Raw genomic sequence first — 23875 nt, forward strand, 5'->3', positions numbered from 1 at the left:
TCGGCCGAGTGCCACCTGGGATCCGGTGGCTTGAACCGGGTCACCGGGTGCGGAACCGGGCGACCGGCGGGTGCCCCGGGCCGGCCGGCACGGGTGCCGGTGGGCAGACTGGGCCGGTGACGATCACGCTCCACGCGCCGGCGTCTCCGGCCGCACCCGAACTCGTCCTGCGCCCCTGGCGGGCCGAGGACGCCGACGCGCTGGTCGACGTCTACCGGGACCCGGTGCTGCGCCAATGGACGACGGTCCCGGTGTCCAGCCACGCCGAGGCGCGCCGGTGGCTCGCCGACGTCCGGGAGGGCTGGGACAGCGGCCACCGGTGCACCTTCGCGGTGCTGGAGCCGCTGCCCGACGGCGACCGGCTGGTGGCCAACGTGGTGGTCAAGCGGCTCGCGCCGGGGCGGGAGCACGCCGAGGTCGGCTACTGGACGGCCGCCGCGGCCCGGGGGCGGGGGATCGCCCCGCGCGCCCTGGAGGCGGTGACCCGGTGGGCGTTCGACCGGTTCGCCGCCGCCGGTCTGACCCGGCTGGACCTGCTGCACCAGGTGGACAACCCGGCGTCGTGCCGGGTGGCGGAGAAGACCGGCTACCGGTTCCAGGAGGTGCTGCCGGCCCGGCCGCCGTTCCCGCGCGACGGGCACCGGCACGCCCGGTGGGCCGGGTCACCGGCCTGACAGTGCCGGGAATGCCGGCTCCGCCCGATACGCTGCGCCCTCCGACGACCGCGATACGGTGGGCTGCGGGAGGTGGCGGGTGAACGGCTGGGAAGCGAGCGTCGAGGCACAGATCCGATCCGCCCAGGAGCGGGGCGAGTTCGACAACCTGCCCGGCATGGGCAAACCGATCCCCGGCCGCAACCTGCCCTACGACGAGTCCTGGTGGATCAAGAGCTTCCTGGAGCGGGAGGCGCTCCCCAGCGACCTGCTGCTGCCCACCCCGCTGCAACTGCGCCGCAAGGTCGAACAGGTGCCCGACGAGGTGCGGGACCTGCCGACCGAGGAGGCGGTGCGGGCGTACGTGGCCGACCTGAACGCCGAAATCATCGCCTGGCTGCGCTACCCGGAGGGGCCGCGGGTGGTGATCCGCCCGGTGAACGCCGACGACGTGGTCCGCCGCTGGCGTGCGGAGCACCGACCGGCCGCCACCACGCCCGCCGCGCCGGCCTCCGAACCGGCCACCGCCCGGCGCACCCGCCGCGGTTGGTGGCTGCCCTGGCGCCGCCGGGCCGCGTAGCCCCGCCCGGGTGGGTGGAGATCAGTCCAGCGCGGCCCGCCAGGTCCAGGACGTCCGCCGGGGCCGTCCCGGCAGTTCACCCCGGCCGGTGAGCCAGAGCAGCACCGCCGCCGGGGGCCCGTCCGGGGCGTCCGGGAACAGCCGACCGACCACCGCGGCGCTGAGGTCGTCCGGCGGCTGCCACGGCACCCCCAGCCCGCCGGTGATGTCGTAGGTGTGCAGCAGCGTCTCGGCCACGCCCATGGCCGCGAACCCCGGCGGGTCGCACGGCCCGTAGTGCCAGGCCCGGCTCTGCGGCGCGGCGGCGTCGACCGCGGCGCGCAGCAGGCCCCCGCACGCGGTGACCACCCGCAGCACCTCCCGGGGCGGGGCGGTGGGCGCCACGACGAGGTCGAACGGCAGGTAGCCGGTCTCCGGCCGGCCCGCCACCTGGCCAGCGTAGGCCAGCAGGTCGTGCGCCACGTGCGCGGCCGTGGTCCAGCAACTCCACGTCAGGTCGCCGGCCGGCACCCGCCAGTCCCGCTCGTCGTACGGAGCCAGGACGGCGGTCATCACGGCCACCGCGCGCTGCACGTCGGCCCCGGTCATCGGCATCCCCCGACGGTGCCAGCGGTGACCGCCCGGCACAACCGGGAAAGCTCCTCAGCCGTACGGCTGGAGCCCCTCAGTCGTCGCCCGCGTCGTGGGCCAGCAGCGCCAACTGGATCCGGTTGGTCATGTCCAGCCGGGTCAACGCGCTGGAGAGGTGTGCCTTCACGCTGCCCACCGACAGGAACAGCCGGCCGGCGATGTCGGCGTTGGACAGACCCTCCGCCACCGCCCGCGCCACCTGCCGCTCGCGTTCGGTGAGCAGGGCGAACCGGTCCCGGGCGCGGCGCCGCCGTTCGTCGACCGGGTCGGCACCGCCGGCGACCCGGTCGATCAGCGCGCGCGCCACCGTGGGCGAGAGCACCGGCTCCCCGGCGGCGGCCCGGTGCACGGCGTCGACGATCCGCTCCGGCGGCGTGTGCTTGACCAGGAACCCGGCCGCGCCGGCCCGCAGCGCCTCCAGCACGGTGGCGTCGGCGTCGAAGGTGGTCAGCACGATGACCGCGGGCCGGTGCCCGCCGCGGGCACCGAGGTTCCGGGTCGCCGCGATCCCGTCCAGCACCGGCATGCGGACGTCCATCAGCACCACGTCCGGCCGCAGCCGGGCCACCGCGTCGGCGACGTCCGCGCCGTCCGCGGCCTCACCGACCACGTCCAGGTCCGGTGCGCCGCCGAGCATCAGGCGCAGCCCGGTACGCACCAGCGCGTCGTCGTCGACGAGCAGGACACGGATCCGGTCCGCTGTCACGTCGGCCAGGATAGCCGGGTGGTCAGCCGGAACGACCCGTCGGCGACGCCGTGCTCGATGGTGCCCCCGTCGAGGGCCACCCGCTCGGCGAGGCCGGTCAGCCCCGCACCCGCGCCGGGCAGGTCGCCGGTGGGCGTGACCGGCAGGGGATTGCTGACCGACGCGACCACGCCGGTGACCGGGCCGGCGTCCACCCGGACCGCTACCTGGGCGCCCGGCGCGTGTTTGCGGGCGTTGGTCAGTCCCTCCTGGACGGTGCGGTAGACGGTGCGCTGGGTGGCCGGGCGCAACGCCTCGGCGGCGCCCGGGGCGCACTCCATCTCGAAGCTCACCCGCTGCCCGGCGGCCCGTGCCTCGGCCACCAGCCGGGGGATGTCGGCCAGCCGCGGCTGCGGCGCCACCCGTTCCCGGCCGTCGCCGCCGTCGGTGCGCAGCACCGCGAGCACCTCGCCCAGCTCGTCCAACGCCCGCACGGCCGCGTCCCGGATCACCTCGACCGCCTGGCCGATCTCGGCGGCGTCCAGTGGCCGCCCGACGCCGGCCTCGGCCTGCGCCGTGCGGTACGCCAGACCGCCCGCGTGCACCGACAGCAGCGAGATCCGGTGCGCCAGCACGTCGTGCATCTCCCGGGCGATGCGTTCGCGCTCGCCACGCCGGGCGTCGGCGAGCCGGCGGCGGTGCTCCTGCCGCTCCCGCTCGGCGTCGCGGCGCAGGCTGGCGATGAGCTGCCGGCGGGCCCGGGTGGCCATGCCCCAACCGAGCGGCACCAGGTACATCATGCCGACGATCGCCACGGAGGCGAACACGCCGGTGCCGGGGGCGGGGTGCGCCGCCCCGAAGATCACCGCCGGCACCAGGTAGCCGGCGGTGGCCAGGGTGGCGGGCAGCCAGTCCCGGCGCACCGCCACGGTCAGCACCGCCACCATCGTGGCGCCCACCGCGGTGCCGGCCACGTACAGCGCCGGCACCAGCGCTACGGCCAGCGCGATCGGGAAGCGGCGCCGCCACCACAGGGCCAGGCAGGCGGCCGCGCCGACCCACGGGTCGGCGGCGAGCATCCAGGCCGGGACCGCCTCGGCGTAGTAGGGCGGGTCCTCGCTCCACACCGACAGCCCGACCAGCGCCGCCGCCGCGAACAGCGACGCGTCCACCACCCAGTCCCGGACCGTACGCCGCTGCGGCGCCCCGGCGGCGTCGAGGGCGGCCAGCTCACCGGGAAGCAGCCAGCGCGGCGAGGTACGGCCGGTGCGGGGCGCGCTCATGAGGTGAGCGTAGAAAGACGGCGCCGGCCGGGCGGCTGTCCATCGGCCACCATTTCTGGCCGACCGGCCACCGATCTGGCCCGTCGGCAGGTGCTGGGGCCGGCGCCGGCCCGCACGATGGGCCGATGACGGGATCGACGGTACGGCTGCGCCCGCCCCGCCACCGGGTCGAGCGGCGGGCGGTCGGGTGGTGGACGGTGCGCGCGGTGCTCGGCGCGGCGCCGGTGCTGGCCGCGCTGACGGCGACGTACACGCTGGCCGGCTCGACCCGGCCGTGGTCGGGTGCGGCGCTGGTCGTGGCGGTGGTGGCGGCGGCCGGGTACGCGGCGGTGGTGCCCTCCTGGCGGTACGCGGTGCACCGGTGGGAGACCACCACCCAGGCGGTGTACGCGTCCTCCGGGTGGTTCGTGCGGGAGTGGCGGGTCGCCCCGATGTCCCGGATCCAGACCGTCGACCGGGTACGCGGGCCGTTGCAGCAGCTGTTCGGGCTGGCCACGGTGACCGTGACGACTGCCTCCGCGCACGGCCCGGTACGGCTGGTGGGGCTGGACGCCGAGGTGGCCGCGCGGACCGCTGAACAGCTCACCGAGTTGGTGCGGCAGACGCCGGGGGACGCGACATGAGCGGGTGGCACCGGCTGGACGTGCGGATGGTGTGGGTGGACGTGGTCCGCAGCCTGCTCTCGCTCGCACCGACCGGCCTGGCGGTGGGGGTGTTCCGGGTCGAGGCTCGGCTGTCCACGCTCTGGCCGGTGCTCGCGGTCGCCGTGGTCGGCCTCGCCCGGGCCGGGCACGACCTGCTCCGCTGGGCGAAGACCCGGTACCGGGTGACCGGGGAGCGGGTCGAGCTGCGTACCGGCCTGCTGGTGCGGGCCCACCGGTCGGTGCGTCGGGACCGGATCCGCAGCGTGACCGCGACGGCGTTGCTGCGGCACCGGCTGGCCGGGTTGCGGGTGGTGACGGTCGGCGCCGGGCTGCCCGGCAGCGAAGGGGAGGCGGCGCTGCGGCTGGACGCGGTCTCCGTCCGCACCGCCGAACGGCTGCGCCGGGACCTGCTCGGCGGCCACCCGAACACGCCGGCTGGCGACCCCGCGCCGGCGGAAGCCGTTGGCGCGAAGGGCCGCGGCGGGGCCGGGTCGGTTCGGAGCGGGGGAGCGGTCACCGGCGACGCCCGGCTCCTCGCCCGCATCCGCTGGTCCTGGCTGGTGCACAACGTGGTCAACGTCTGGGCGTTCGTGATGGCGGCCGGCCTGCTCTGGGGCGCGTACTGGACGGCCGAGTCGTTCGGGTTCGACGCTGCCGCCGCGGTCGCCGGGCTGCTGGACTGGCGCGCGCTCGGGGTCGGCCGGTCCGTCCTGGTCGCCGTCGCCGCCGCGGGTGTGCTCGGGGTGGCCGGCATGGCGGTGGCGTTCGTCGCCGAGTTCTGGGACTTCCGGCTGACCCGGGTGACCACGGCGGCCGGCAGCGTGCTGCGTACCACCCAGGGGTTGTTCAAGACCCGCGAGGTCGACCGGGACGACGACCGGCTGCGCGGCGTGGAGATCTCCGAGCCGGTGCTGTGGCGCTGGATGGGCACGGCGGACACCAACGTCATCTCCACCGGCCTGACGATGTGGAGCATGACTCCGGCCACCACCGTCCTGCCCCGCGGCCCGGTCCGGGTGGCCCGCTCGGTGGCCGCCGCGGTGCTGGCCGCGGACCCGAATCCGTTCGCGGCGCCGCTGGCCCGGCACCCGCGGGCCGCCCTGCGCCGCCGGCTGGGCTGGGCGGTGCTGGTCGGGGCGGTGCTCACCGGGGCGCTCGCCGGGCTGGGCGCCGTCCTCGATCTGCCCCGGTCGTGGCTGGCCGGGCCGGCGTCGGCGCCGTTGCTGGCGGGGGCCGCGCTGGTGGCGTACCGGGCGCTCGGGCACGCCACGGTCGGCGGCTACCTGGTGCTCCGGTCGGGGCTGGTCAGCCGGTCCACGGCGGCGGTGCGCGGCGGCGCGGTGATCGGCTGGCGGGTGCGGCAGAGCCTGCTGCAGCGCCGGCTCGGCCTGGCCACGCTGATCGCCACCACGGCCGCCGGGCATGGCCGGTACGCGGCGGTCGACCTCGCCGCCGGCGACGCGGTCGACCTGGCCGAGCGGACGCTGCCCGGCCTGCTCGCCCCGTTCGGCACCGCACCGCCGGATCACCACCCGTCGTCGCCCCGGCAGCTCGCCTGAGCTGCCCCCGGCTTTGAAGGTTTCGGGCGCTCCCCTCGGCTGACAGCGACGGAAAGTCTCTAACGAAGGTTCAACGATACGGTTCAGGATATGAGTGTTGGTATCAAGGACACCGTCCATGTCGTCGACGCCGCAACCGTCATGCGGCTTCTCCCGGCCCGGCCGCGGCTGCTCGCCCTGGGCGAGCCCACCCACGGCGAGGACGCGCTGCTCGACCTGCGCAACGATCTCTTCCGGCAACTCGTCGAGCAGGAGGGCTACCGGACCATCGCGATGGAGATCGACTGCCTGATGGCCCTGCTCGTGGACGACTACGTCACCTCGGGCAGCGGCACCCTCGACGACGTCATGGAGCGCGGCTTCAGCCACGAGTGGGGCACCTTCCCGGCCAACCGCGAGCTGGTGCGCTGGATGCGCGCGTACAACGAGGGGCGGCCCGCGTCCGAGCGGCTGCGCTTCGCCGGGTTCGACGGTCCGCTGGAGATCACCGCCGCGGCGAGCCCTCGGCAGGCCCTCACCGCGCTGCACGCCTACCTCGCCGCCCGGGTGGACGCCGACCTGCTTCCCTGCACCGACGAGACACTCGACCACCTGCTCGGCGCCGACGACCGGTGGACCGAGCCCGCCGCGATGATGGACCCGTCCCGGTCGGTGGGGCAGACGCCCGAGGCCAGGCAGTTGCGGTTGCTCGCCGACGACCTGGTGGCCCTGCTCGAGGCACAGACGCCACACCTGATCACGGCGTCCACCCCGGACGAGTGGGACCGGGCCCGCCTCTACGGCCGGACCGCCACCGGGCTGCTGCGCTACCACTTCTGGATGGCCGACCCGTCACCAAGCCGCCTGGCGCGGCTGCTGTACGTGCGGGACTCGATGATGGCCGCCAACCTGCTCGCCCTCGCCGAGCGGGGCCCGGCGCTGGTGAACGCCCACAACGGGCATCTCCAGCGGGACAAGAGCAGCATGCGGATGGGCGGCCGGCCGCAGGAATGGTGGAGCGCCGGCGCGATCGTCGACGCCCACCTGGGCGGGGAGTACGCCTTCCTGGCCACGGCCCTCGGCACGATCCGTCACCACGACGTGCAGACCCCACCGCCGGACACCGTCGAAGGGCTGCTCTACGCGCTACCGGAGGACCGGTACCTCGTCGACGCCCGCAGGCTGGCCGCCACCGTCGCCGACGCGATGCCCGCTGCCCGCGTTTCCCCCTGGTTCGGCTACGCCCCGCTGAACCCGGCCCACCTGGCGAGCATCGACGGGATCGTGTTCGTCAAGGACGCCCCACCGAGCCGGGTGTGACCTCCCCGCCTCCGTCACACCCGGCGGATAGCGTCGCTGGGTCTGCCGTCCCGGGCAGACCCAGCGAGGGGAGACACATGTCGCGCAACACCGAGACCGTCGAGACCTACCTGGACGGCTTCCGGAAGAACGACCACGCGCAGATCCTGTCCTGCCTGACCGACGACATCGAGTGGACGGTCTTCGGCGCCTTCCACCTGAAGGGCAAGGAGGCGTACGACGCCGCGATCGAGGGGCCGGGGTTCGTGCCGCCGCCCCGACTGGAGGTGGTCCGCATGGTCGAGCAGGGCGACACGGTCATGGCGGAGCTCGTCGGTTCGGTGCGGCGCGACACCGGCGAGGAGATGCGGATGTCGATGGCCGAGGTGTTCGTGATGCGCGACGGAAAGATCGCCGAGCGGCGCGCGTGGGTGATCGAACTGAAGGAGAACGATCACCGCTGACCACCCCGGGCTCCTCCCCGTGACCGGCCCTGCTCGGTAGGTCACCGGGCCCGTGCCGCGCTGTGGCCCGTGCCGCGCTGTGGCCCGTGCCGCGCTGTGGCCCGTGCCACAGATGCTTCCTGTCAGCAATCGGGGCGCTGCTCCGCTCAACTCGCGGGAGCAAGCGAACAGACAGGAGCGACATATGAAGCACCGCATCGTCGTCCTCGGCGCCGGCTACGCCGGGGCCTTCGTGGCCGGGAACCTGGCCCGCCGGCTGTCCCCGGCGGACGCCGAGGTCACCGTGGTCAACGCCGAGCCGGACTTCGTCCAGCGGCTGCGGCTGCACCAGCTCGCGGCCGGCCAGGAAGTCGAGGCTCCACAGCTCGCCGACGTCTTCGCCGGCACGGGGATCCGGCTGCGCCTGGCCCGGGTCACCGCCGTCGACCCGGAGCGCCGGGTCGTCGCCGTTGCCGACGCCGACGGTGGTGGCGAGCTGGGCTACGACACGCTTCTCTACGCGCTCGGCAGCCACGGCGACCACCGCGGCGTCCCCGGCGTGGCCGAGCACGCCTTCGACATCGCCGCCCGGCCTTCGGCGCTGCGCCTGCGCGAGCGCCTGGACAGCCTGGGCAGGCGGGGCGAAGGCGAAGGGGGGAGGGTGCTGGTCGTCGGCGACGGGTTGACCGGCATCGAGACCGCCGCGGAGATCGCCGAATCCCGGCCCGGCCTGTCGGTGGCGCTGATCGCCCACGGCGAGCTGGGCGCCCGGCTCTCCGCCGGCGCCCGCGGCCACCTGCGCCGGGCCTGCGACCGGCTGGGCATCACCGTCCTGGAGCACACCAGCGTCGAAGCGGTCGAAGCAGCGCGGGTGCGGTGCGCCGACGGCACCGCCCTGGCGTCCGACGCCACTGTGTGGGCGGCCGGGTTCGCGGTCAACCCCATCGCGGCGGCGAGCGGGCTGGAGGTCACCGGGAACGGCCGGATCGTCGTCGATCGCACCATGCGATCCGTCTCGCACCCGAACGTCTACGCCGTCGGCGACAGCGCCCACGCCATCGGCGACAACGGTCTGCCGCTGCCGATGTCCTGTGCGTCGGCCGGCTACACCGGCAAGCAGGCCATCGAGGCGATCGTGGGACGCCTGACCGGCCGTACGATCGCGACCACCAAGCTGGTCTACCCGGGTAACCACATCAGCCTCGGGCGGCGGGACGGGATCCTGCAGCTGGTCGACGACGAAGCGCGAGCGAAGCCGACGTACCTGGGCGGCCGGAGGGCGGCGCGGATCAAGGCGGGCATCCTCAGGCTCTCGCTGTGGGCCACCTCGCACCCGACCTTCGGCATGCCCAAGCGCCGGCGCCGCCTGGTCGCCGCGCCGGGTGCGTTCGCCGGGGAGGGGGCACGAGCCGCTGGGCCGGGCGCGGGAGCATCCGTTCGGGGCGGTCGCGTGGCCGCCTAGGGTGGGCCGCGTGGACAGCACCGCCGCCGATCGGTTCGACACCGATCGGTTCGAGGCCAGCCGGAACCGGCTGGCCTCGCTGGCGTACCGGCTGCTGGGCTCCGCCGCGGACGCCGAGGACGCCGTGCAGGATGCGTTCCTGCACTGGCAGGCCGCCGACCGGCGGCGGATCAGGGTGCCGGAAGCATGGCTGACCAAGGTCGTCACCAACCTGTGCCTCGACCGGCTCCGCTCGGCACAGGCCCGCCGCGAACGCAGCGTCGGCTCCTGGCTGCCCGAACCGCTCCTCGACGGCGATCCGATGCTCGGCCCGGCCGACACTGTCGAGCAGCGCGAATCGGTCTCCCTGGCCGTGCTGACTCTCCTGGAGCGTCTGGCGCCCGTCGAGCGGGCCGTCTACCTCCTGCGCGAGGCGTTCTCCTACAGCCACGCCGAGATCGCCGAGATCCTCGACATCACCGAGTCCGCAAGCCAGCAGCACCTGCACCGGGCCCGGCACCGCATCACCGCCGCGCGCCGCCGCGGCAGCGGCGACGTCGATCCGGCGTCCGCCCGCAGGATCGTCGAGGAGTTCCTCGCCGCCGCCTACTCGGGTCGCACCGAACGGCTGGTGGAGCTGCTCACCGACGACGCGACCGCGATCTCGGACGGCGCCGGCCTGACCGGGACGCTGCTGCGGTACGACACTGCCCAGCGCATCGCCGCCGTCGCCCGGGCCGGCTTCAAACCCACGCCCGCGAAACGGCGGCTCGCCGGCGGCACGCCCGCCATCCACTACGCGCTCCTCAACGGCGCTCCCGCCATCGTCTTCGTACTCGACGACCGGGTCGTCGGCGCCGTGGCGTTCGACGTCACCGACGGCAGGATCGCAACCGTGCGCGGCATCGCCGCCCCCACCCGCCTCGTCCGCCTCTCCGAAGCCTGGCGGCGGCACGAACCGGCCCCGCCGCTCATCCCTCAGTGGTGACCGGACGCCGGCCGCGGCCAAGCGCGGTACCAGCGCTGCAGTGACTAGGAGCCGTCCGCGAGGGTGACCCGGTCGCGGGCCGATCACCCGCCCTCCGGCGCATGCTCGTGACCTGTATCGGGCCATTGTCGGATTACCGGTAACAGCAATCCGACAATCCGAGCGGGCAATCAGGACAAATTGACTGCACACCATAATGACTGTTCTTGTGCGTAATGACTCGGGCTGGTGTAACGAGCCCCCGTCGGCCGCCGGCTGACGAGTACGTGTTGAGTGACCTCTCGATGCCACTGGTTCTGCTACCGAAATGCCAGCGGAAGTGACACGAAGTGTCAGCGAGCATTTGGCGTGGAGCGTCAGTCGGGCAGGTCGTCAATCAACCGGAGGCTGAGGGCCACGTCCGGTTCGAGATGGAAGGGACAATTCCGCTCCCGATCGTCGTCCTCGCTGTTGCGTGACGCGTCGAGGTCTTCCTGACCAACGGCAGCGGCGTTGCGGTCAGCGCCGTCCCGATCCATCAGGAACTGATCGAGAAGTTCACCCCCGAGCAGGCGTCACTGGCGCTGAGGTCGTTCACGAACCCCGACGTCGTCGCCAAGCTGCACCGGCCGCTGTCCCAACAGAAGTGGGCCAGCTCCTTCAGATCATCGGGCACAAGCTCACCGGCCGCAACGAGCGCGAGCTGTTCGACGCCATTCAGGCCTTCGGCAGATCACCCAGTCCTGGAACGCCACGCTGACCGTCGCTGGCTCGGCGGTGACGGCGCGCAACGTGTCGTACAACGGCAACCTGGGTGCCGGTGCGAGCACCACCTTCGGCTTCATCGGCACCGGCAGCCCCGGCGGCGCGCCGACCATGAGCTGTACGGCCGGCTGAGCGGCGGGTGAGGCGCGCGGTCGAGCATTCCGCCGGATGCCCGACCACCGGCCGGCGTCACGCGTTGCGTGCCCGTCGCCTGGCCGCCCGGAACGCCACCGCGGCGTCCTGGTGCACATCCCAGATCCAGGGGATCTCCTCCGCGTACGGTCCGATCGCCTCGAACACCGCCCGTGCCTGTGCGTGCCGGTTGGCGCGGTACAGGCCGTACGCCAGGAAATTCAGATCGTGATACCACATGGCATGCTGGCGATCGGCCGCGGCGAACCAACGCCCCAGGGCGTTGTCCAACTCGGCGTGGTAGATCGGGTTCTGCAGCCAGGTGCGGTAGACATGCTGCCCTGCACGGACGCCTTCGCGGTCGAGCACCCACAGCCCCCACTCGGCGTTCGCCTGTACGGGCAGGATGTGCAACGGCGACCCCGGGGGCGCCGCGGCCGCCACGGACCGGGCGAACGCGAACATCTCCCGGTGCGAGCCGCGCCACTTCTGGCACAGGTACATCAGGCGGAAGTTGTGCGCCTCCCGGTGGAACGGATCCCGGGCGATCACCTCCGCCCAGCACCGGTCGAAATCCGACCGGCTGCCGCCGAGGGCCGTGATCAGCAGGAGCAGCACCGCCCAGGGCGTCGGGTCCTGCGGGGCGAGCCGGGCGGCCCGGTGGCAGAGCGGCACCGCCATCAGGAGAGTCTGGTGGAACTCCTCGAATCTCCCGGCACCCACGGACTTCGCCCAGCCGCTGCCCCGCACCTCCCAGGCACGGGCGATCAGCGATCGAGCGCGCATCAGCACCGCGTCCGGGTTCTCCGGCTCATCCAGACACCATCGGTCGGGCCAGGCGTCGGACACGTCCAACCGCTGTCGCCGCGGCCGACGTCCGGCGGCGCCGGTCGCCCACCGGACGTTCGTGACGGATTCCGCCAGGACCCAGAGATGGCGTGCTCGACGGTCGAAGTCGGTGCGGTGTGCCGCCAACAGGTCGCGGGCGGCGGTCCAGTCGCCCCCGGCGACCGCGTCGCAGGTCGCCCGCAGTGCCGCATCGTCCTGCGCCGGATGGAGATCCAACTTTGAGTTCGGATCCTGGTGGAAGAGTCGCACCGCACGACCGTACTGGTCTCAGGTCGGCTGCCCGGTCCGGGGCCGGCTCGATCAGCCGCCGCCGCGTCTTTCGGATGAGCGGACGGCGTATCCGCGGTTCAAGCGGCCGTTGTCTGCGCGGGGTCACTTCCACTGACACTTCCGTGTCATTCAACAGGATGCGATGCCGGCGCCGACGAGTGGTTGACTGACTGTCCGGTGGTGCTTGACTTCAGCACGGCACCCTGGCGAGGACAACGTGATCTTTGCGGACGTCGCCGACCATGGCGAATTCGGCCCGGTCGACATCGCAGCAGAAGCGGAGGTCGTTGGAAAGATCAACACGTTCGGACGCGGGTAGCTGTGCATAGCCACGAGCATGCTCGGCGGCGCCGTCCATGATGCCAGCGACCAGATCTGCCCGTCGCGGCGCTGACCCGTTGAGAAGGCCGCTCAGGTAGGTCGCACAGGCCCAGTCCTCGGCGGTCCTCCCGGTGCAGATGAGTGTGCACGGAGTCGCGGCGTGGTTGCTCGCGATCCAGCGGGCGGTGGCACCGACATTCCTCGCTGACACCGCGAGCAGCGCCGTCGGTTTTGGACACCGGGCTAGCCCGAGCGTGCCGTTCGATGTCGTCTGAATCAGACGCTGGCCGTCAAGCCGCGCCACCGACATCTCGAACGGCGAGTTCCCGAAGTTGAAATCCACGGGCTTGAGGCCGTTGGCCTCCCCGACCAGAAGGCGGTCGGGGAGTAGCCGCCGGAGAGCTCGGCCGACCTCGAGTGACGGGGCGCAGGCTATCTCGGTCACGCCACGCTCGAAGGCAACCGCAGCCGTGGTGAAAGCCCGAATCACATCGATGACGACTACGACCCCGCCGGTCGGAATTTCGGCATCCATACCTACGATCGACACAGCACCGGATCATTCATCGTAGAAAGCCGGCCTGCAAGAAAGTTCTCGCAGCGAGATCCGGCGCACTGTCGCCGGCCGAGCCGCGAGTGCCGGCTATGGTCCGGGAGGCCATGTAGGCGGCGAGGATGTGGTTGTGGTGGCGGTCGACGTTCTTGCGGGCTCGGTCGCAGCGCATGGTGGTTGACGGATCGGCGTGGCGGGCGGCGGTCTGGACGTCACGGAGGCTGACGCCGGCGTCGAGCATGGTGGTGACGAAGGTGTGGCGCAGCATGTGGGGGTGCATCCGCGGCATTCGGATCCCTGCGGCGTGGCCGAGGTGCTTGAGCCGGCGGCTGGCGGTGTGCGGGTCCATCCGCCTGCCGTGGGTGTTGCGCAGGATCGGTCCGGCACGCCCGTCGACGATCCGGTCGTTCGGGTTCGAGGACTCTGCTGGCGGTGATGATCAGCGCTTCGGACTGCAGGTGACCCAGTCCAGTTAGGATGAGGCGCGCCCAAGGCGTCGGGCCAGCACGCGGTTACGGCGCTGTTCCGTGGTCTCGCCCGGTTGGGCTTCCTCAAACAAGAGAGCGTGCTGGGTCCGCGCCTTGAGCGCGCCGCGCTTCGCCCGCTCGGAGAAAATGGTGCTGGTGGCCTGGGCCGCGTTCGAGACGGCTGCGGCTGCCGTTCCCACCAACAATCCTCGGAGTCCGTCGAAAGCTGCTCCGGTAGCTCCGCCCATTACGCCGAATGTCATGGACCGAGCCGCGCCAGAGAACGGAGCGGAGCGAGCCTTCCTCAGTTCCGATGTAGTCTGGCTCGCTACCCCTGCCATATGATTGCGCAGCTGGCGCTGAGTGGCCGTATCGGTCATACCGCCTTCAGTCATCACCTTTAGCTCTGCCAGCGCCTCACGCAGTGACTGGCGCCATGCCTCCAGCACTTCGGAATCGCGTCGGAGACTTACCACCTCGCGTACTGGGAGATCGTTCAAGGCTGGCAGATGTACCGTTGCCAAGCTCTGCAGAAGCATGAATTCAAGATCCGCGTCGACGTGCCCCAGCCCATGCTGCGCCAACAGCAGGTAGTACCCTAGATGCTGCGCGGACGGCAGCCAGACGTCGGTTGCGGGCATCAGCTGACTGAATAGAAACCGCGGAAGGTCAAGACTCACCGCATGGAACATGTCGTGAGTGCTGAGCTCTACATAGTGGAGATGCTCCCGAAACCGCTGGGCACGTTTGCGGTTGGCGCGCTCGGGCTGATTCGGCCTGCCAACCCAATCGACCGGTCGCCCCAAGAAGCTCTCCTGGAGTTCGTCAAACAGCTCTAGGAGCGCCCTGCGCCCGTCCGGGCTCTGACAGATGATGTCGAGACACTTCTCTTCCGCGTCGTGCACGCTGGGAAACTCGCGATAGTTCGGCGGTTCCAGTCTGACCACATCTGCTTCTACCAGCGCGCCGAACTGATGCCAGAATTCGAGGGCGCCGCGCAACACAACGGAGCGCTGATTCGGCGCTCCGCCGTCTGAGATGCCGATGATCGGATCGTAAAGTGCAACGCCGTGCCCGTAGAGTAGGGCCTGTCGGAGATCTTCGCTGACAACTGCAGTCCGTGGCGGCCGACGGGGGCCAAACATTGTCAGACCGCCAAAATTGTAATACATCTCCGACTCGAAGAGAGCCGGATGAAGCTCGTTCGGCGGGGCGGTCGGACTCTCCTTGCCGGCATAGTAGACAGCCAATCTGCCATCTAGCCAGGTAAGCCGGTCCGGATTCAGTGCTTCACGCCAGAGCGCCTTGTTGCGCTCGCCATCGCCGAGTAAATCGGCGATCGTGGCACCGAGCGCCTCTTCTATAATTAGTTCGCGTTCGTCCACTGACTTGACGCCCCGGTCTCGAACAGTCGAAATGCCACCTTGGTGCAGTACAGCACACAAGAGGCCCCGAGCGTGTCACCGTTCGCGGTGGACTTCTTCGCGTACCCGCTCCGAAAGGTCAACGGCGCACCCGATAGCGCAGGTGAAGCACCCGGTTGCCCTGAATCACCACGTCAGGATCCTCCAACAGGTGCTGCGCGTGGACCGACCCGAAGTAGCGCTTGCCGGACCCGAACACGACGGGTACGACGTCCATGCGCACCTCGTCGACCAGGCCCGCGGCAAGCACCTGGCCACCGACGTCGCCAGCGGCGACCTCGACCACGCGGTCACCCGCAAGCTCCTGCGCCTTGGCCACGGCTGCCTCGACACCGTCGATGAAGTGGAACGGCGCCGCCGGGTCCCAGCCCTCGGGCTCCGGCCGGTGCGTCACGACGACCACGTGGTCGACCCCGCCTGGAGGCTTCCCGTCCCAGCCGTCCGTCAGGTCGAAGACGTGGCGGCCGACGACTGTCGCCCCGATCTGGTCCCAGTACGCCCGGGTGTAGTCGTAGGACGTCTGCGACACCGTCAGCTCGCCGCTGGAGTCCAACGGGACGTCGCCGCTGGACAACCAGTCGAACAGCGGTCCGGGCTGGTCATTCTCGTCCGCGATGAAGCCGTCCACCGACACCGAGCTGTACATGACTACCTTGCCCATGGGGCGCTCCTCTGCTGTGGGATGCCCCCATATTGGCGTGTCATGAGCCGTCGCTCTTGTAAGAAATCAATCGGCCGGCAGCGGCCAGCCGTCCAGCACATGGCCGGGATGTTCGCGCAGGAACCGCCGCCGGACCTCGATGTACCGGGTCGGCGTGAGCCCGGTGAACGCCCGGAAATCGTGGCCGAAGTGGGCCTGGTCGAAGTAGCCGGCGCCACCGGCGAGGTCGCCCCAGTCGATCGGTCCGGCGGGGTTGATCGCGAACACGGTGGCGGTGAAGCGGTAGGTGCGGGCCAGCCGCTTCGGCGTGACGCCGATGAGCTCCTTGAACCGCTGCGCCAGATGAGTGCTGCTGACACCGGCTGCCGCCCTCAGGTCGCCAATCGCCACCGCCCCGCTGGTCGCCGCGATGACGCTGCTCGTATGGCGGACCAGCCCCAGGCCGGCGGTCTCGCACAGCCGTCGAATCAGCTCCTCCTCAAGCAGCGTCAGCATCTCGTGCGGTTCGTCCGCCGTGGCCAGCCGGTCTCGCAGCTCAGCAATGGCGGGCCGGCCCCAAACCTGCTCTACCGTCACCGGCCGGTCACACAGCTCGGTCGCGGGCATCGGCAGGAACGGCGCCAGCCCCCACGGCTTGAAGTGCACGCCGACTGACCGGGTCTCCGGCGGATAGCCGAACTCGAAGGCGCGGGTGGGCATGGTGACCACGCAGCCGTCGGCGTACTCGGCCGTCTCGATGTCGGTGCCGGCGCGGATGCGGAACGGCGCCCCGAGGTTGACGATGAGCAACGCCGCCGGCATCGGCGGCAGCATCAGCCGGGCGTACGGCGGCGCACCCTCCAGGTAGTAGAGGTCGTCGATCAGCCCGTCCAGCGGCGGTCGCGGCACTCTGGACACGTACTCCACGTTCCCAGCATCGCCGACGCCCCACCGGCATCGCGCGCCGGGATGGTCCAGCCGCGCTGCCGCCAGAATCGGGCCGGCGATCTCGGACGAGCGCCCGGCGCGATAGAACCGGCCGCGAGGATGACACGCGGTGAGAAACGACTGACACGGCACTGCTCGGCCGTGGGCGGGCTCGTCGACTCAGCTCACCGCTGACCCAATGCCGCCGCGATCGCGGCGTACGGCCGGTGGGTGCCATCGCTGGGCCGATGCTGGCGCTCGACCTCCGTGAAGCCGGCGCGCGCCAACCGCTCGGAGATTTCGTCAGCGGGCCAGCGGTAGGCCGTCACGACTTTATGGTCGAAGGCGCCGACCTCGTCGCCGTCGAAGAAGCCGACCACGAGGGTGCCGGCTGGAGTCATCACCCGCCGGAACTCGGCGAGTACCCCGTCGAGGTCCTGGGGCGGTAGGTGGATCAACGAGAACCAGGCCAGGATGCCGGCGATGGAATCGTCTTCGACGTCCAGGCTCGTCATCGACCCGAGCTGGTATCTACCGTGCGGATGGGCGGCCCGCGCGTGGGCGATGAACTCGGGAACCATGTCGATCCCCGTCGCATCGGCGCCCAGCGACCGGAGGTACCCGGTGATGTGGCCCGGTCCGCAGCCCACATCGAGCACCTTCCCGGGCTGGATCGACAGATGTCGCCCGATGAAGGCGAGGTCATCGGCGTGTACCTGCTGGCTCGTGCCGAACAGCTCGATGTAGAGGTCTGCGACGGAGGCATACGCGTCCCGAACCCGCTCCACGTTCACCGCGTGACTATATGAGAGCCTTGTCGGCCCGATGAGGGCGAGCACGTTGGCACTGACGAAGCTCCGGTCGGAAACCGGTTGAGCCTTGCGTCCGGGTTCCCGTAGGTTGCCTGCGGCCCGTCGTCGTGAGGACAGAGGACGAAACCGCGTGACCCCGCCTGCTCTCTAGACCTGACACCTTCTTCCGCGCCCTGTAGCCGACGCTTCCGTCGGTGCTGCCGGGCTGCCCTTGTGCGCCCGGCAAACAGCGTCTGAGGTCGCGCGTAATCGGCCTCGTGTCAGGTCTAGCGAGTCAGGTCTAGAGAAATCGTGTCTTCACAACCTCATATCGTGCTGCCCTGGGTCGTTCGTCGCACCAGGCTGCCTCTGCTGTCGTTGCGGTGCGTGGACTGCCGATCGGAGTCGGCCACCACCGGCGAGGGCAGGTTCCGCGTCAACGCCAACGGCAAGCTGCTGGACGTGTGGCTGCTGGTCCGGTGCGTGTCCTGCGATCGGACGAGCAAGCTCACCGTGCACGAGCGAACGCCGGCCAGATCCTTCAGCCCGGCCGAGTTGCACGGCTACCACGTCAACGATCCGGAACTGGTGGCGACCAGGCTGTTGGATCCGTCGCTCGCCCGGCGCAACCGCTTCGCCCTGGACTGGACGGGGGCCTGGCGGCTGGACACCCCGTCGACCTGGCTCGACGAGGCGTGGCCGGTCCAGGTGCGGGTCGTCTTCGAAGAACCGGTACCGGTGCGCCCGGAACGGCTCATCGCGCAAGGTCTCGGGTTCAGCAGGAACGAGGTGCTGCGCCGGATCAAGTGCGACATTCCGCTGCGCCGTACGACGAGCACCGGATTCACCTTCACCGTGATGGCCGCGGACTAGTGGCCGGTGGTCGGGCGGCCACCCGGCCCGCCCGACCACCGGCTCGGCAACTGTCCGCAGACGCTGAATCACGCCGCGCTCGTCCAGCCGCACTCGACACCGTGCCGACACCGAACGTGCACACCACAGCCCGTCCCGAGACAAGCGTCAGGGATTCGTCGGCGTGGACCGGCCGTGGCCGGCACGTGCCTCGGCGACCTGCGCCGCCTGGCGTTCGCGCCACCGCTTCTGGGCGTCGCGGTTGCAGACCCGGCACACCTTCCGGTAGCGGCCGGTCGCCGGATCGACCTCCCGGTCGTGGCCGTTACGGCACCGGGGGTGCTGCCGCCGGCCGCGGCAACTCTCGGCGTGGGTGACCTGGCGCAGGTGGGTCGGCTCGATGCAGTCCGGCACCCCGCACAGGTGGTGCACGCCGAGCGCCGGGTCGTAGCCGCCGACGAGGACGGCGAAGGCGGCGACGTGCGCCCACGCCCGACCGGCGAGCTTCTGGTACCCGCCGCGCCGGCTGCCGTAGCCGCGGACGATCAGGCAGCCGTCGTCCCGGCGCACCGCGCGGCTCAGCAGGTAGGCCCGGAGGGTCTCCTCGGTGAAATGCCGGGACAGCCCGGTCACCTGCGACAGCACCCGGCCAGGATAGGGCGGCGCTCGGACGGTCCGCGCCGTGGGCGACGAACGGACCGGGACGAACTGGCCGCGGGCCGGCGGGTCAGGTCCGCGCGCCACCGAGGCCGAGCAGCACGGCCAGGCCCAGGGCGCTGCGCGGGGCGTACGGCACCCGCCACAGCCCGCCGTGCGCGGCGCCGTACGCCTCGTCCTGCCACGGGTGCGGCTGGGCCGGCGCGCCGGTGCGCAGGTCGTGCACCAGCAGCGCGGCCATCAGGGTGTTGCTGGTGGCCGGCTCGAACACCTCGATGCCGAACCGGTGCGCGCCCGCGTACGCGGCGGCGAGCGCCCGGTTGCGCAGCACCGAGCGGGTGCGGGTGGGCGGCGCCACCTTGAACGACACGGTTGCCCCGGCGTCCCGGGCCACCGTCGCCCGCCACCGCTGCAACCGCTTGGCCAGCGCGTAGTTGGGACCCTGCTGCGGGACGAGGCTGTCGTTGACGCCGGGGTCGGCGTCCGGCGGGTAGTTGCGGTGCAGCAGCCGGCCGCCGGAGGCCGCCCGCAGCGACCGGCGGAGCACGCCGCGGGCCGCGTAGCCGCGCTCGGCGTGGCGTACCGCGTCGCCGGGGACGGCGAAGACGTCGGTGGGGGTGGCCAGGAAGGCCAGCGCCACGTCGTCGCGGCGCTCCTGCAGGTGGCGGGTGAGCGCGTCGACCGCCGTGGCGACCCGGACGTTGGTGGCGCCGTCGGCGTAGACGTAGTTGCCGAGCACGAGCCGGCCGTCGACCCCGAGCAGCCAGTCGGCGACCTGCGGCAGGCGGTGCAGCAGGTCGGCGCCGGCGTGCTCGGCGAGCGCGGCGTCGTCGGTGCCGGCGGGCACCGGCACGTGCAGCCGCCCGCCGTAGCGGTGGGCGGTCTGCAGCAGCCGCCGCCAGATCTCCGGCCGGGGCAGGTCCACCGCGACCACGTCGCCGCCCCAGCGCAGCACGGACGGCAGCGGACCCATCTCGGCGCCCGCGCCGAGCACGACGACGCGCTGGTCGCGCAGGTCGAGCCAGTCCGGGTTGGCCGCGACGGCGCGTACCGCCTCGGCGCAGGACGGCTCGACGACGCCGGCGGTGACCCACGCGTCGAGCCGGCGCAGCAGCTCGTCGCCGCGCAGCCGACGGCCCCGGTAGGGCAGCGTCAGCTCGCGGTCGGGGTCGCCGGTGCCGGTGACCGTCGCGGTGTCCAGCGGCGCGTCGCCGGCCTCGGTGGTGAAGAGCTGGTCCAGGCCGATCTCGGTGCCGTCGTCGCGGACCACTGTCATCCGGCGGTGCAGCGAGGCGAGCCCGTCCCGGGCGATCGCCACCGCGGCGTCCCGGGAGAGCAGGCCGGCCTCGACGAGCCGCCGGAAGTGCCCGAGATAGCCGTGCCGCCAGTTCGTCTCGTGCTCGGCCGAGCGGGCCCCGACCGGGTCGGCGGCGCGCAGGGCGTCGGCGACGACCGCCCGGCCGAGCGCGGAGGTGCTGCGCCCGGCGTCGGTCTTCGGGAACACCACCCCGGTCGGACCCTCCACGGCCACCGCCCTCTCGCCGGCCCGGTGGGCCGCCCTCGGTTCGTCGGGTGCCACTCTGCCGCACCCGGCGGCGCCGCGCAGCTCCGGGATCCGCGCCCGGCGCGGGAACGCCGGCGGCCGGTCACCGCCCGCGCCGCCGCCGTTCGCGTACCCCGACCGACGTCGCCGTGCGCGCGACGGACAATGGCCCGGTGACGATGCCGTTTCCCGAGCCCACCGCCCCGGCGGCCAGCCGTGCCGAGGTGTTCCTGCGCTACCTCGACTACTTCCGGGAGAGCCTGCTGGCCAAGGTCTGCGCACTGCCCGAGGAGGAACTGCGGCGCAGCCGGGTGGCGTCCGGCTGGACCCCGCTGGAGCTGCTGAAGCACCTGCGGTTCGTGGAGCTGCGCTGGATCGAGTGGGGGTTCCAGGGCCGCGACGTCGCCGAGCCGTGGGGCGACCGGCGCGGCGACCGCTGGCACGTCGCCGCCGAGGAGACCCGCGACGAACTGGTGGCCGCGCTGCGCGCCCAGGGCGCGCACACCACCGCCGTGGTCAGCGGCAACGACCTGGCGGCGGTCGGCGCGCCGGGCCCGCGGTGGGCCGGCGCCGACCCGGCGACCCTGGAGCGGGTGCTGTTCCACCTGGTCCAGGAGTACGCCCGCCACCTCGGGCACCTGGACATCGTCGCCGAACTGGCCGGCGGCCCGACGGGGGAGTGAACCGCCGGCCGGACCGGGACGCGGGCTGACGGGGCCGGCCCGACGCGGGCAGGATGGACGGATGAGAGCCGAGCCGATCGACCTGGCCGCCGCGCTGGCCGGGTTCACCCAGCTGTGGAGCCCCCGGATCGTCACCCGGGTCAACGACTACGACGTGCGGATCGCCAAGGTGGCCGGTGAGCACGTCTGGCACACCCACGACGACACCGACGAGTTCTTCCTGGTGCTGGAGGGCGAGTTGCGCATCGCGTCGCGTGACGGGGAGGGCGGCGCGGAGCGGGAGGTGGTGCTGCCGCGCGGGTCCGTCCACGTGGTACCGCGCGGGGTGGCGCACCGCCCGTCGTCGCCGGGCGGCGCGTCGATCCTGATGTTCGAGCCGTCCGGCACGTCCAGCGTCGGTGACCGGCACGACCCGGTGCCCGAGCACGTGGACGCCACCACCGGGCACCCGCTCTGAGCCACCCGGGTCACCGCGCGGTGGCCGCGAGGTCGTCGCGCGGGGCCAGGGCCAGTCGGCGTACGCCGGGCACGGCCGCGGTGCCGGCGCAGGCCACCAGCACCAGCAGGCCGGCCGTGAGCAACGGCGCGGCGTCGCCGAACGCCCGCGCCGCGACCGGAGCGAGGGCATAGCCGAGCGGCGTCGCGGCCAGCGAGACCAGCCAGTCGTACGAGGTGACCCGGGCGAGCACCTGCGGCGGGAACTCGTGCTGCACGACGGTCTCCCAGACCGGGTTGAGGTAGCCGAGGGCGGTGAGCGCCAGCCCGTACGCGGCGATCACCAGCGGGGCGGGGGCGGCGACGGCCAGCAGCGCCAGCGGCGCCGCGTACCCGGCCAGGGCGAGGTTGGCCAGCAGCACCGGACGGCGCGGCCGTACCCGCGCGGCCAGCAGCGACCCGGCGAGCATGCCGACCGCCCCGGCCTGCAGCAGCAGCACCCAGACGCCCTCGCCGCCGAGGCGGTGCACGGCCACCGCGGGCCCGAGGGTCATCAGCACGGCGGCGGCGCCGTTCCACACGCCGTGGGCGACCAGGCTGGTCCAGTACCAGTCGCGGGCGCGCACCTCCCGCCAACCGTGCGCCAGGTCGGTGCGCAGGGACGGGGCGGGCAGCGGCACGTGCCGGATCCGGACGGCGGCGAGCAGAGCGGCGCTGACCGCGAACGTGGCGGCGTCGAACAGGAAGGCCCAGCCCGGCCCGGCGGCCCAGATCAGCGCGCCGGCCAGCGCCGGGCCGGCGAGCCGGCTGGCGTTGGCGGTGACGCCGACGAGCGCGTTGGCCGGTTGCCGCTGGGCCGGGGTGACCGTGGCGGCGACCAGGGGTGCGGCGGTGGGCAGGGCGAACGCGCCCGCGGCGCCGCCGATCGCGGTGGCCACCGCGATCGGGGTCAGGCCCGGATCGCCGAGGAGCTCGACGCCGACGACGAGTTGCGCGGCGCACCGGACCAGGTCGGCAGCGATCGCGACCCGGCGGGCGTCGAACCGGTCGGCGAGCACGCCGCCGAGCGGCAGCAGAAGCAGACGGGGGACGGTGGCGCAGGCCAGCACCAGGGCCAGCGCGCCGGGGGAGCCGGTCGCGCGGAGCACGGCCAGGGCGAGGGCGGCGGGCACCACGGCGTCGCCGACGGCCGAGACGGTACGGCTGAGGAAGAGCAGCCGGAAGGAACGCACGCGCAGGGGATGGGTCACGCGGGAAAGTTACTTCGACGTCGAATCTTTCGTCAACGAATATTTCGTTGTTGACGTACGCTGTCGGCCATGAGCGCCCGCGATCAGGTCGACCGGCACGTGGAACGGTGGCTGCCGGTCCTGCCCGACCTCGACCCCGACATCGAGGGCGCGGTCACCCGGATGCAGTTCCTCACCCGGCACCTGCGCACCGTCAAGCAGCGGGTGCTCGCGACGCTCGACCTGCAGGGCCACGAGTACGACACGCTGCACGCCCTGGCCGGGCGCGGCGGCCGGGCCGCCCCGTCCGACCTGGCCCGCGACCTGGCCATGGCGCCCGCCTCGGTCACCGCCCGGGTGGACACGCTGGCGCGGCGGGGGTTCGTCCGGCGCATCCCGTCGGCCGTCGACCGGCGCCGGGTCGACGTCGAGCTCACCGACGCCGGCCGGGCCGCCTGGCGGGGCGCCATGGACGTGCGGGGCGCGGAGGAGCGCCGGCTGTTGGCCGCCCTCGACCCCGAGCAGCGGCGGCTGCTGGCCGACCTGCTGCGTCGGGTGGTGCTGGTCGCCGAGCGGCCGGCCGACTGACGACCGGGAAATCGCCTCGCGCCGCCGTACCCCTCGCTGGCAGGGTGGCCGGCATGACGACGCAGGCTCTGGCGGGGGCGCTCGCCGACGACGTACGGCGGCAGGTCTTCGCGGCGATCGTGCTCGGCGCCGTGGACGCCCCGGCGGTGGCCGACCGGACCGGGCTGGCGGCGCGGCCGGTCGTCACGGCGATCCGCCGGCTGCGCGAAGCCGGCCTGGTCACCGGCGACGACAGCGACCTGCGGGTGGACGCCGACCGGCTGCGCGAGGCGGCCCGCACCGACCAGCCGGCCCGGCCGGCGCAGGAGCCGGAGCAGCGGATCCTGCGCACGTTCCTGCGCGACGGGGCGCTGGTCGCCCTGCCGGCGCAGCGCGGCCGGCGGCGGGTGCTGCTGGCGCACATCGCCGACAGCTTCGAGCCGGGCGTGCGCTACCCGGAGCGGGCGGTGGACGACGCGCTGCGCGCCTGGTGCGCCGGCGGCGGCTCCGACCACGTGACCCTGCGGCGGTACCTGGTCGACGAGTGCCTGCTCGCCCGGGAACAGGGCGTCTACTGGCGCACCGGCGCCTGATCGTTCGTCGGCGA

28 protein-coding genes are annotated in these 23875 nt (G+C 72.6%); 14 read left to right on the forward strand and 14 right to left on the reverse strand.

Features of this window, described 5'->3' with window-relative positions; all coding sequences use genetic code 11:
* The first annotated feature begins 116 nt into the window (after nt 1-116).
* Nucleotides 117-674: a GNAT family N-acetyltransferase gene (locus tag GA0070609_RS11500; protein WP_088997664.1), complete on the forward strand. Its 558-nt coding sequence runs from the start codon at nt 117-119 to the stop codon at nt 672-674.
* Nucleotides 675-753: 79 nt separating this feature from the next.
* On the forward strand, nt 754-1233 hold the full coding sequence (locus tag GA0070609_RS11505; RefSeq protein WP_088993804.1) for a DnaJ family domain-containing protein: 480 nt from the start codon (nt 754-756) through the stop codon (nt 1231-1233).
* A 21-nt stretch (nt 1234-1254) separates the two neighbouring features.
* Here GA0070609_RS11505 and GA0070609_RS11510 read toward each other — a convergent pair whose 3' ends face one another.
* The 3 genes from GA0070609_RS11510 to GA0070609_RS11520 form a co-directional block, all read right to left on the reverse strand.
* On the reverse strand, nt 1255-1821 hold the full coding sequence (locus tag GA0070609_RS11510) for a maleylpyruvate isomerase N-terminal domain-containing protein (RefSeq protein WP_088993805.1): 567 nt from the start codon (nt 1819-1821) through the stop codon (nt 1255-1257).
* Between the two features lie 76 nt (nt 1822-1897).
* Nucleotides 1898-2569, reverse strand: a complete 672-nt coding sequence (locus tag GA0070609_RS11515; RefSeq protein ID WP_231928625.1) for a response regulator — start codon at nt 2567-2569, stop codon at nt 1898-1900.
* Entirely contained in the window at nt 2566-3831 is a 1266-nt protein-coding gene (locus tag GA0070609_RS11520; RefSeq protein WP_088993806.1) for a sensor histidine kinase, read from the reverse strand. Before GA0070609_RS11520 ends, GA0070609_RS11515 begins: the two co-directional genes overlap by 4 nt.
* Before the next feature lie 125 nt (nt 3832-3956).
* On the opposite strand from GA0070609_RS11520, the gene GA0070609_RS11525 reads away from it, so the two are divergent.
* From GA0070609_RS11525 to GA0070609_RS11550, 6 genes are all read left to right on the forward strand, one after another.
* Entirely contained in the window at nt 3957-4454 is a 498-nt protein-coding gene (locus GA0070609_RS11525; protein WP_088993807.1) for a PH domain-containing protein, read from the forward strand.
* Nucleotides 4451-6034, forward strand: a complete 1584-nt coding sequence (locus GA0070609_RS34850) for a PH domain-containing protein (RefSeq protein WP_088993808.1) — start codon at nt 4451-4453, stop codon at nt 6032-6034. The genes GA0070609_RS11525 and GA0070609_RS34850 overlap by 4 nt, the downstream gene beginning before the upstream one ends.
* A 90-nt stretch (nt 6035-6124) precedes the next feature.
* Nucleotides 6125-7333, forward strand: coding sequence for an erythromycin esterase family protein (locus GA0070609_RS11535; protein WP_088993809.1), 1209 nt, complete (start codon nt 6125-6127; stop codon nt 7331-7333).
* A gap of 77 nt (nt 7334-7410) precedes the next feature.
* Nucleotides 7411-7776, forward strand: coding sequence for a nuclear transport factor 2 family protein (locus GA0070609_RS11540; RefSeq protein WP_088993810.1), 366 nt, complete (start codon nt 7411-7413; stop codon nt 7774-7776).
* A 184-nt stretch (nt 7777-7960) separates the two neighbouring features.
* The gene (locus tag GA0070609_RS11545; protein WP_088993811.1) at nt 7961-9217 is read left to right on the forward strand and encodes an NAD(P)/FAD-dependent oxidoreductase; all 1257 of its coding nucleotides are present in this window, start codon (nt 7961-7963) and stop codon (nt 9215-9217) included.
* 10 nt (nt 9218-9227) lie between these two features.
* The gene (locus GA0070609_RS11550) at nt 9228-10184 is read left to right on the forward strand and encodes a sigma-70 family RNA polymerase sigma factor (protein WP_172899325.1); all 957 of its coding nucleotides are present in this window, start codon (nt 9228-9230) and stop codon (nt 10182-10184) included.
* A gap of 356 nt (nt 10185-10540) precedes the next feature.
* On the opposite strand, the gene GA0070609_RS33130 is transcribed toward GA0070609_RS11550, so the two are convergent.
* Nucleotides 10541-10702, reverse strand: a complete 162-nt coding sequence (locus tag GA0070609_RS33130; RefSeq protein ID WP_157748117.1) for a hypothetical protein — start codon at nt 10700-10702, stop codon at nt 10541-10543.
* Nucleotides 10703-10940: 238 nt separating this feature from the next.
* Here GA0070609_RS33130 and GA0070609_RS11555 point away from each other — a divergent pair, with 238 nt between their 5' ends.
* Nucleotides 10941-11060: a cellulose binding domain-containing protein gene (locus GA0070609_RS11555; RefSeq protein ID WP_231928626.1), complete on the forward strand. Its 120-nt coding sequence runs from the start codon at nt 10941-10943 to the stop codon at nt 11058-11060.
* 57 nt (nt 11061-11117) lie between these two features.
* Here GA0070609_RS11555 and GA0070609_RS11560 read toward each other — a convergent pair whose 3' ends face one another.
* The 7 genes from GA0070609_RS11560 to GA0070609_RS11590 form a co-directional block, all read right to left on the reverse strand.
* Entirely contained in the window at nt 11118-11741 is a 624-nt protein-coding gene (locus GA0070609_RS11560; RefSeq protein ID WP_231928627.1) for a hypothetical protein, read from the reverse strand.
* 628 nt (nt 11742-12369) lie between these two features.
* Nucleotides 12370-13050 (reverse strand): 2-phosphosulfolactate phosphatase, encoded by a 681-nt coding sequence (locus tag GA0070609_RS11565; RefSeq protein WP_157748118.1) that lies wholly within the window; start codon nt 13048-13050, stop codon nt 12370-12372.
* 13 nt (nt 13051-13063) lie between these two features.
* Nucleotides 13064-13453: a tyrosine-type recombinase/integrase gene (locus GA0070609_RS11570; RefSeq protein WP_331716936.1), complete on the reverse strand. Its 390-nt coding sequence runs from the start codon at nt 13451-13453 to the stop codon at nt 13064-13066.
* A gap of 72 nt (nt 13454-13525) precedes the next feature.
* Nucleotides 13526-14905: a hypothetical protein gene (locus tag GA0070609_RS11575; RefSeq protein ID WP_157748119.1), complete on the reverse strand. Its 1380-nt coding sequence runs from the start codon at nt 14903-14905 to the stop codon at nt 13526-13528.
* A gap of 118 nt (nt 14906-15023) precedes the next feature.
* A complete protein-coding gene (locus GA0070609_RS11580; protein WP_088993817.1) occupies nt 15024-15605 on the reverse strand; it encodes a dihydrofolate reductase family protein in 582 nt (193 codons plus the stop codon).
* Between the two features lie 66 nt (nt 15606-15671).
* Nucleotides 15672-16502 carry a helix-turn-helix domain-containing protein gene (locus GA0070609_RS11585; protein ID WP_231928628.1) on the reverse strand — a complete coding sequence of 277 codons (831 nt, stop codon included), beginning with the start codon at nt 16500-16502 and terminating at the stop codon, nt 15672-15674.
* Nucleotides 16503-16696: 194 nt separating this feature from the next.
* The gene (locus GA0070609_RS11590) at nt 16697-17305 is read right to left on the reverse strand and encodes a class I SAM-dependent methyltransferase (protein ID WP_088997666.1); all 609 of its coding nucleotides are present in this window, start codon (nt 17303-17305) and stop codon (nt 16697-16699) included.
* Between the two features lie 384 nt (nt 17306-17689).
* Between GA0070609_RS11590 and GA0070609_RS11595 the strand changes: the two genes are divergently transcribed.
* Nucleotides 17690-18175: a DUF1062 domain-containing protein gene (locus tag GA0070609_RS11595; protein ID WP_231928629.1), complete on the forward strand. Its 486-nt coding sequence runs from the start codon at nt 17690-17692 to the stop codon at nt 18173-18175.
* 147 nt (nt 18176-18322) lie between these two features.
* On the opposite strand, the gene GA0070609_RS11600 is transcribed toward GA0070609_RS11595, so the two are convergent.
* Both GA0070609_RS11600 and GA0070609_RS11605 read right to left on the reverse strand, forming a co-directional pair.
* Complete coding sequence (locus GA0070609_RS11600) at nt 18323-18799, reverse strand: HNH endonuclease (RefSeq protein WP_088993820.1); 477 nt, start codon at nt 18797-18799, stop codon at nt 18323-18325.
* Nucleotides 18800-18881: 82 nt separating this feature from the next.
* On the reverse strand, nt 18882-20336 hold the full coding sequence (locus GA0070609_RS11605) for a hypothetical protein (RefSeq protein WP_088997667.1): 1455 nt from the start codon (nt 20334-20336) through the stop codon (nt 18882-18884).
* Between the two features lie 197 nt (nt 20337-20533).
* Between GA0070609_RS11605 and GA0070609_RS11610 the strand changes: the two genes are divergently transcribed.
* Nucleotides 20534-21037 carry a DinB family protein gene (locus tag GA0070609_RS11610; protein WP_231928867.1) on the forward strand — a complete coding sequence of 168 codons (504 nt, stop codon included), beginning with the start codon at nt 20534-20536 and terminating at the stop codon, nt 21035-21037.
* 61 nt (nt 21038-21098) lie between these two features.
* On the forward strand, nt 21099-21494 hold the full coding sequence (locus GA0070609_RS11615; RefSeq protein WP_088993822.1) for a cupin domain-containing protein: 396 nt from the start codon (nt 21099-21101) through the stop codon (nt 21492-21494).
* Nucleotides 21495-21504: 10 nt separating this feature from the next.
* On the opposite strand, the gene GA0070609_RS11620 is transcribed toward GA0070609_RS11615, so the two are convergent.
* On the reverse strand, nt 21505-22722 hold the full coding sequence (locus tag GA0070609_RS11620; RefSeq protein WP_088993823.1) for an MFS transporter: 1218 nt from the start codon (nt 22720-22722) through the stop codon (nt 21505-21507).
* Between the two features lie 69 nt (nt 22723-22791).
* Here GA0070609_RS11620 and GA0070609_RS11625 point away from each other — a divergent pair, with 69 nt between their 5' ends.
* Complete coding sequence (locus GA0070609_RS11625) at nt 22792-23289, forward strand: MarR family winged helix-turn-helix transcriptional regulator (RefSeq protein ID WP_088993824.1); 498 nt, start codon at nt 22792-22794, stop codon at nt 23287-23289.
* A gap of 53 nt (nt 23290-23342) precedes the next feature.
* Nucleotides 23343-23861 carry a DUF2087 domain-containing protein gene (locus GA0070609_RS11630; RefSeq protein WP_088993825.1) on the forward strand — a complete coding sequence of 173 codons (519 nt, stop codon included), beginning with the start codon at nt 23343-23345 and terminating at the stop codon, nt 23859-23861.
* Nucleotides 23862-23875 lie beyond the last annotated feature (14 nt).

This window comes from Micromonospora echinaurantiaca, assembly GCF_900090235.1.
In the GTDB taxonomy this organism is placed as follows: domain Bacteria; phylum Actinomycetota; class Actinomycetes; order Mycobacteriales; family Micromonosporaceae; genus Micromonospora; species Micromonospora echinaurantiaca.

What these genes read in the sequence shown, in the direction of transcription:
- GA0070609_RS11510 (WP_088993805.1), bottom strand. Translation starts at nt 1,821, where the DNA reads ATGACCGGGGCCGACGTGCAGCGCGCGGTGGCCGTGATGACCGCCGTC.
- GA0070609_RS11520 (WP_088993806.1), bottom strand. Translation starts at nt 3,831, where the DNA reads ATGAGCGCGCCCCGCACCGGCCGTACCTCGCCGCGCTGGCTGCTTCCC.
- GA0070609_RS11525 (WP_088993807.1), top strand. Translation starts at nt 3,957, where the DNA reads ATGACGGGATCGACGGTACGGCTGCGCCCGCCCCGCCACCGGGTCGAG.
- GA0070609_RS34850 (WP_088993808.1), top strand. Translation starts at nt 4,451, where the DNA reads ATGAGCGGGTGGCACCGGCTGGACGTGCGGATGGTGTGGGTGGACGTG.
- GA0070609_RS11535 (WP_088993809.1), top strand. Translation starts at nt 6,125, where the DNA reads ATGAGTGTTGGTATCAAGGACACCGTCCATGTCGTCGACGCCGCAACC.
- GA0070609_RS11540 (WP_088993810.1), top strand. Translation starts at nt 7,411, where the DNA reads ATGTCGCGCAACACCGAGACCGTCGAGACCTACCTGGACGGCTTCCGG.
- GA0070609_RS11545 (WP_088993811.1), top strand. Translation starts at nt 7,961, where the DNA reads ATGAAGCACCGCATCGTCGTCCTCGGCGCCGGCTACGCCGGGGCCTTC.
- GA0070609_RS33130 (WP_157748117.1), bottom strand. Translation starts at nt 10,702, where the DNA reads ATGGATCGGGACGGCGCTGACCGCAACGCCGCTGCCGTTGGTCAGGAA.
- GA0070609_RS11560 (WP_231928627.1), bottom strand. Translation starts at nt 11,741, where the DNA reads ATGGCGGTGCCGCTCTGCCACCGGGCCGCCCGGCTCGCCCCGCAGGAC.
- GA0070609_RS11580 (WP_088993817.1), bottom strand. Translation starts at nt 15,605, where the DNA reads ATGGGCAAGGTAGTCATGTACAGCTCGGTGTCGGTGGACGGCTTCATC.
- GA0070609_RS11610 (WP_231928867.1), top strand. Translation starts at nt 20,534, where the DNA reads ATGCCGTTTCCCGAGCCCACCGCCCCGGCGGCCAGCCGTGCCGAGGTG.
- GA0070609_RS11615 (WP_088993822.1), top strand. Translation starts at nt 21,099, where the DNA reads ATGAGAGCCGAGCCGATCGACCTGGCCGCCGCGCTGGCCGGGTTCACC.
- GA0070609_RS11625 (WP_088993824.1), top strand. Translation starts at nt 22,792, where the DNA reads ATGAGCGCCCGCGATCAGGTCGACCGGCACGTGGAACGGTGGCTGCCG.
- GA0070609_RS11630 (WP_088993825.1), top strand. Translation starts at nt 23,343, where the DNA reads ATGACGACGCAGGCTCTGGCGGGGGCGCTCGCCGACGACGTACGGCGG.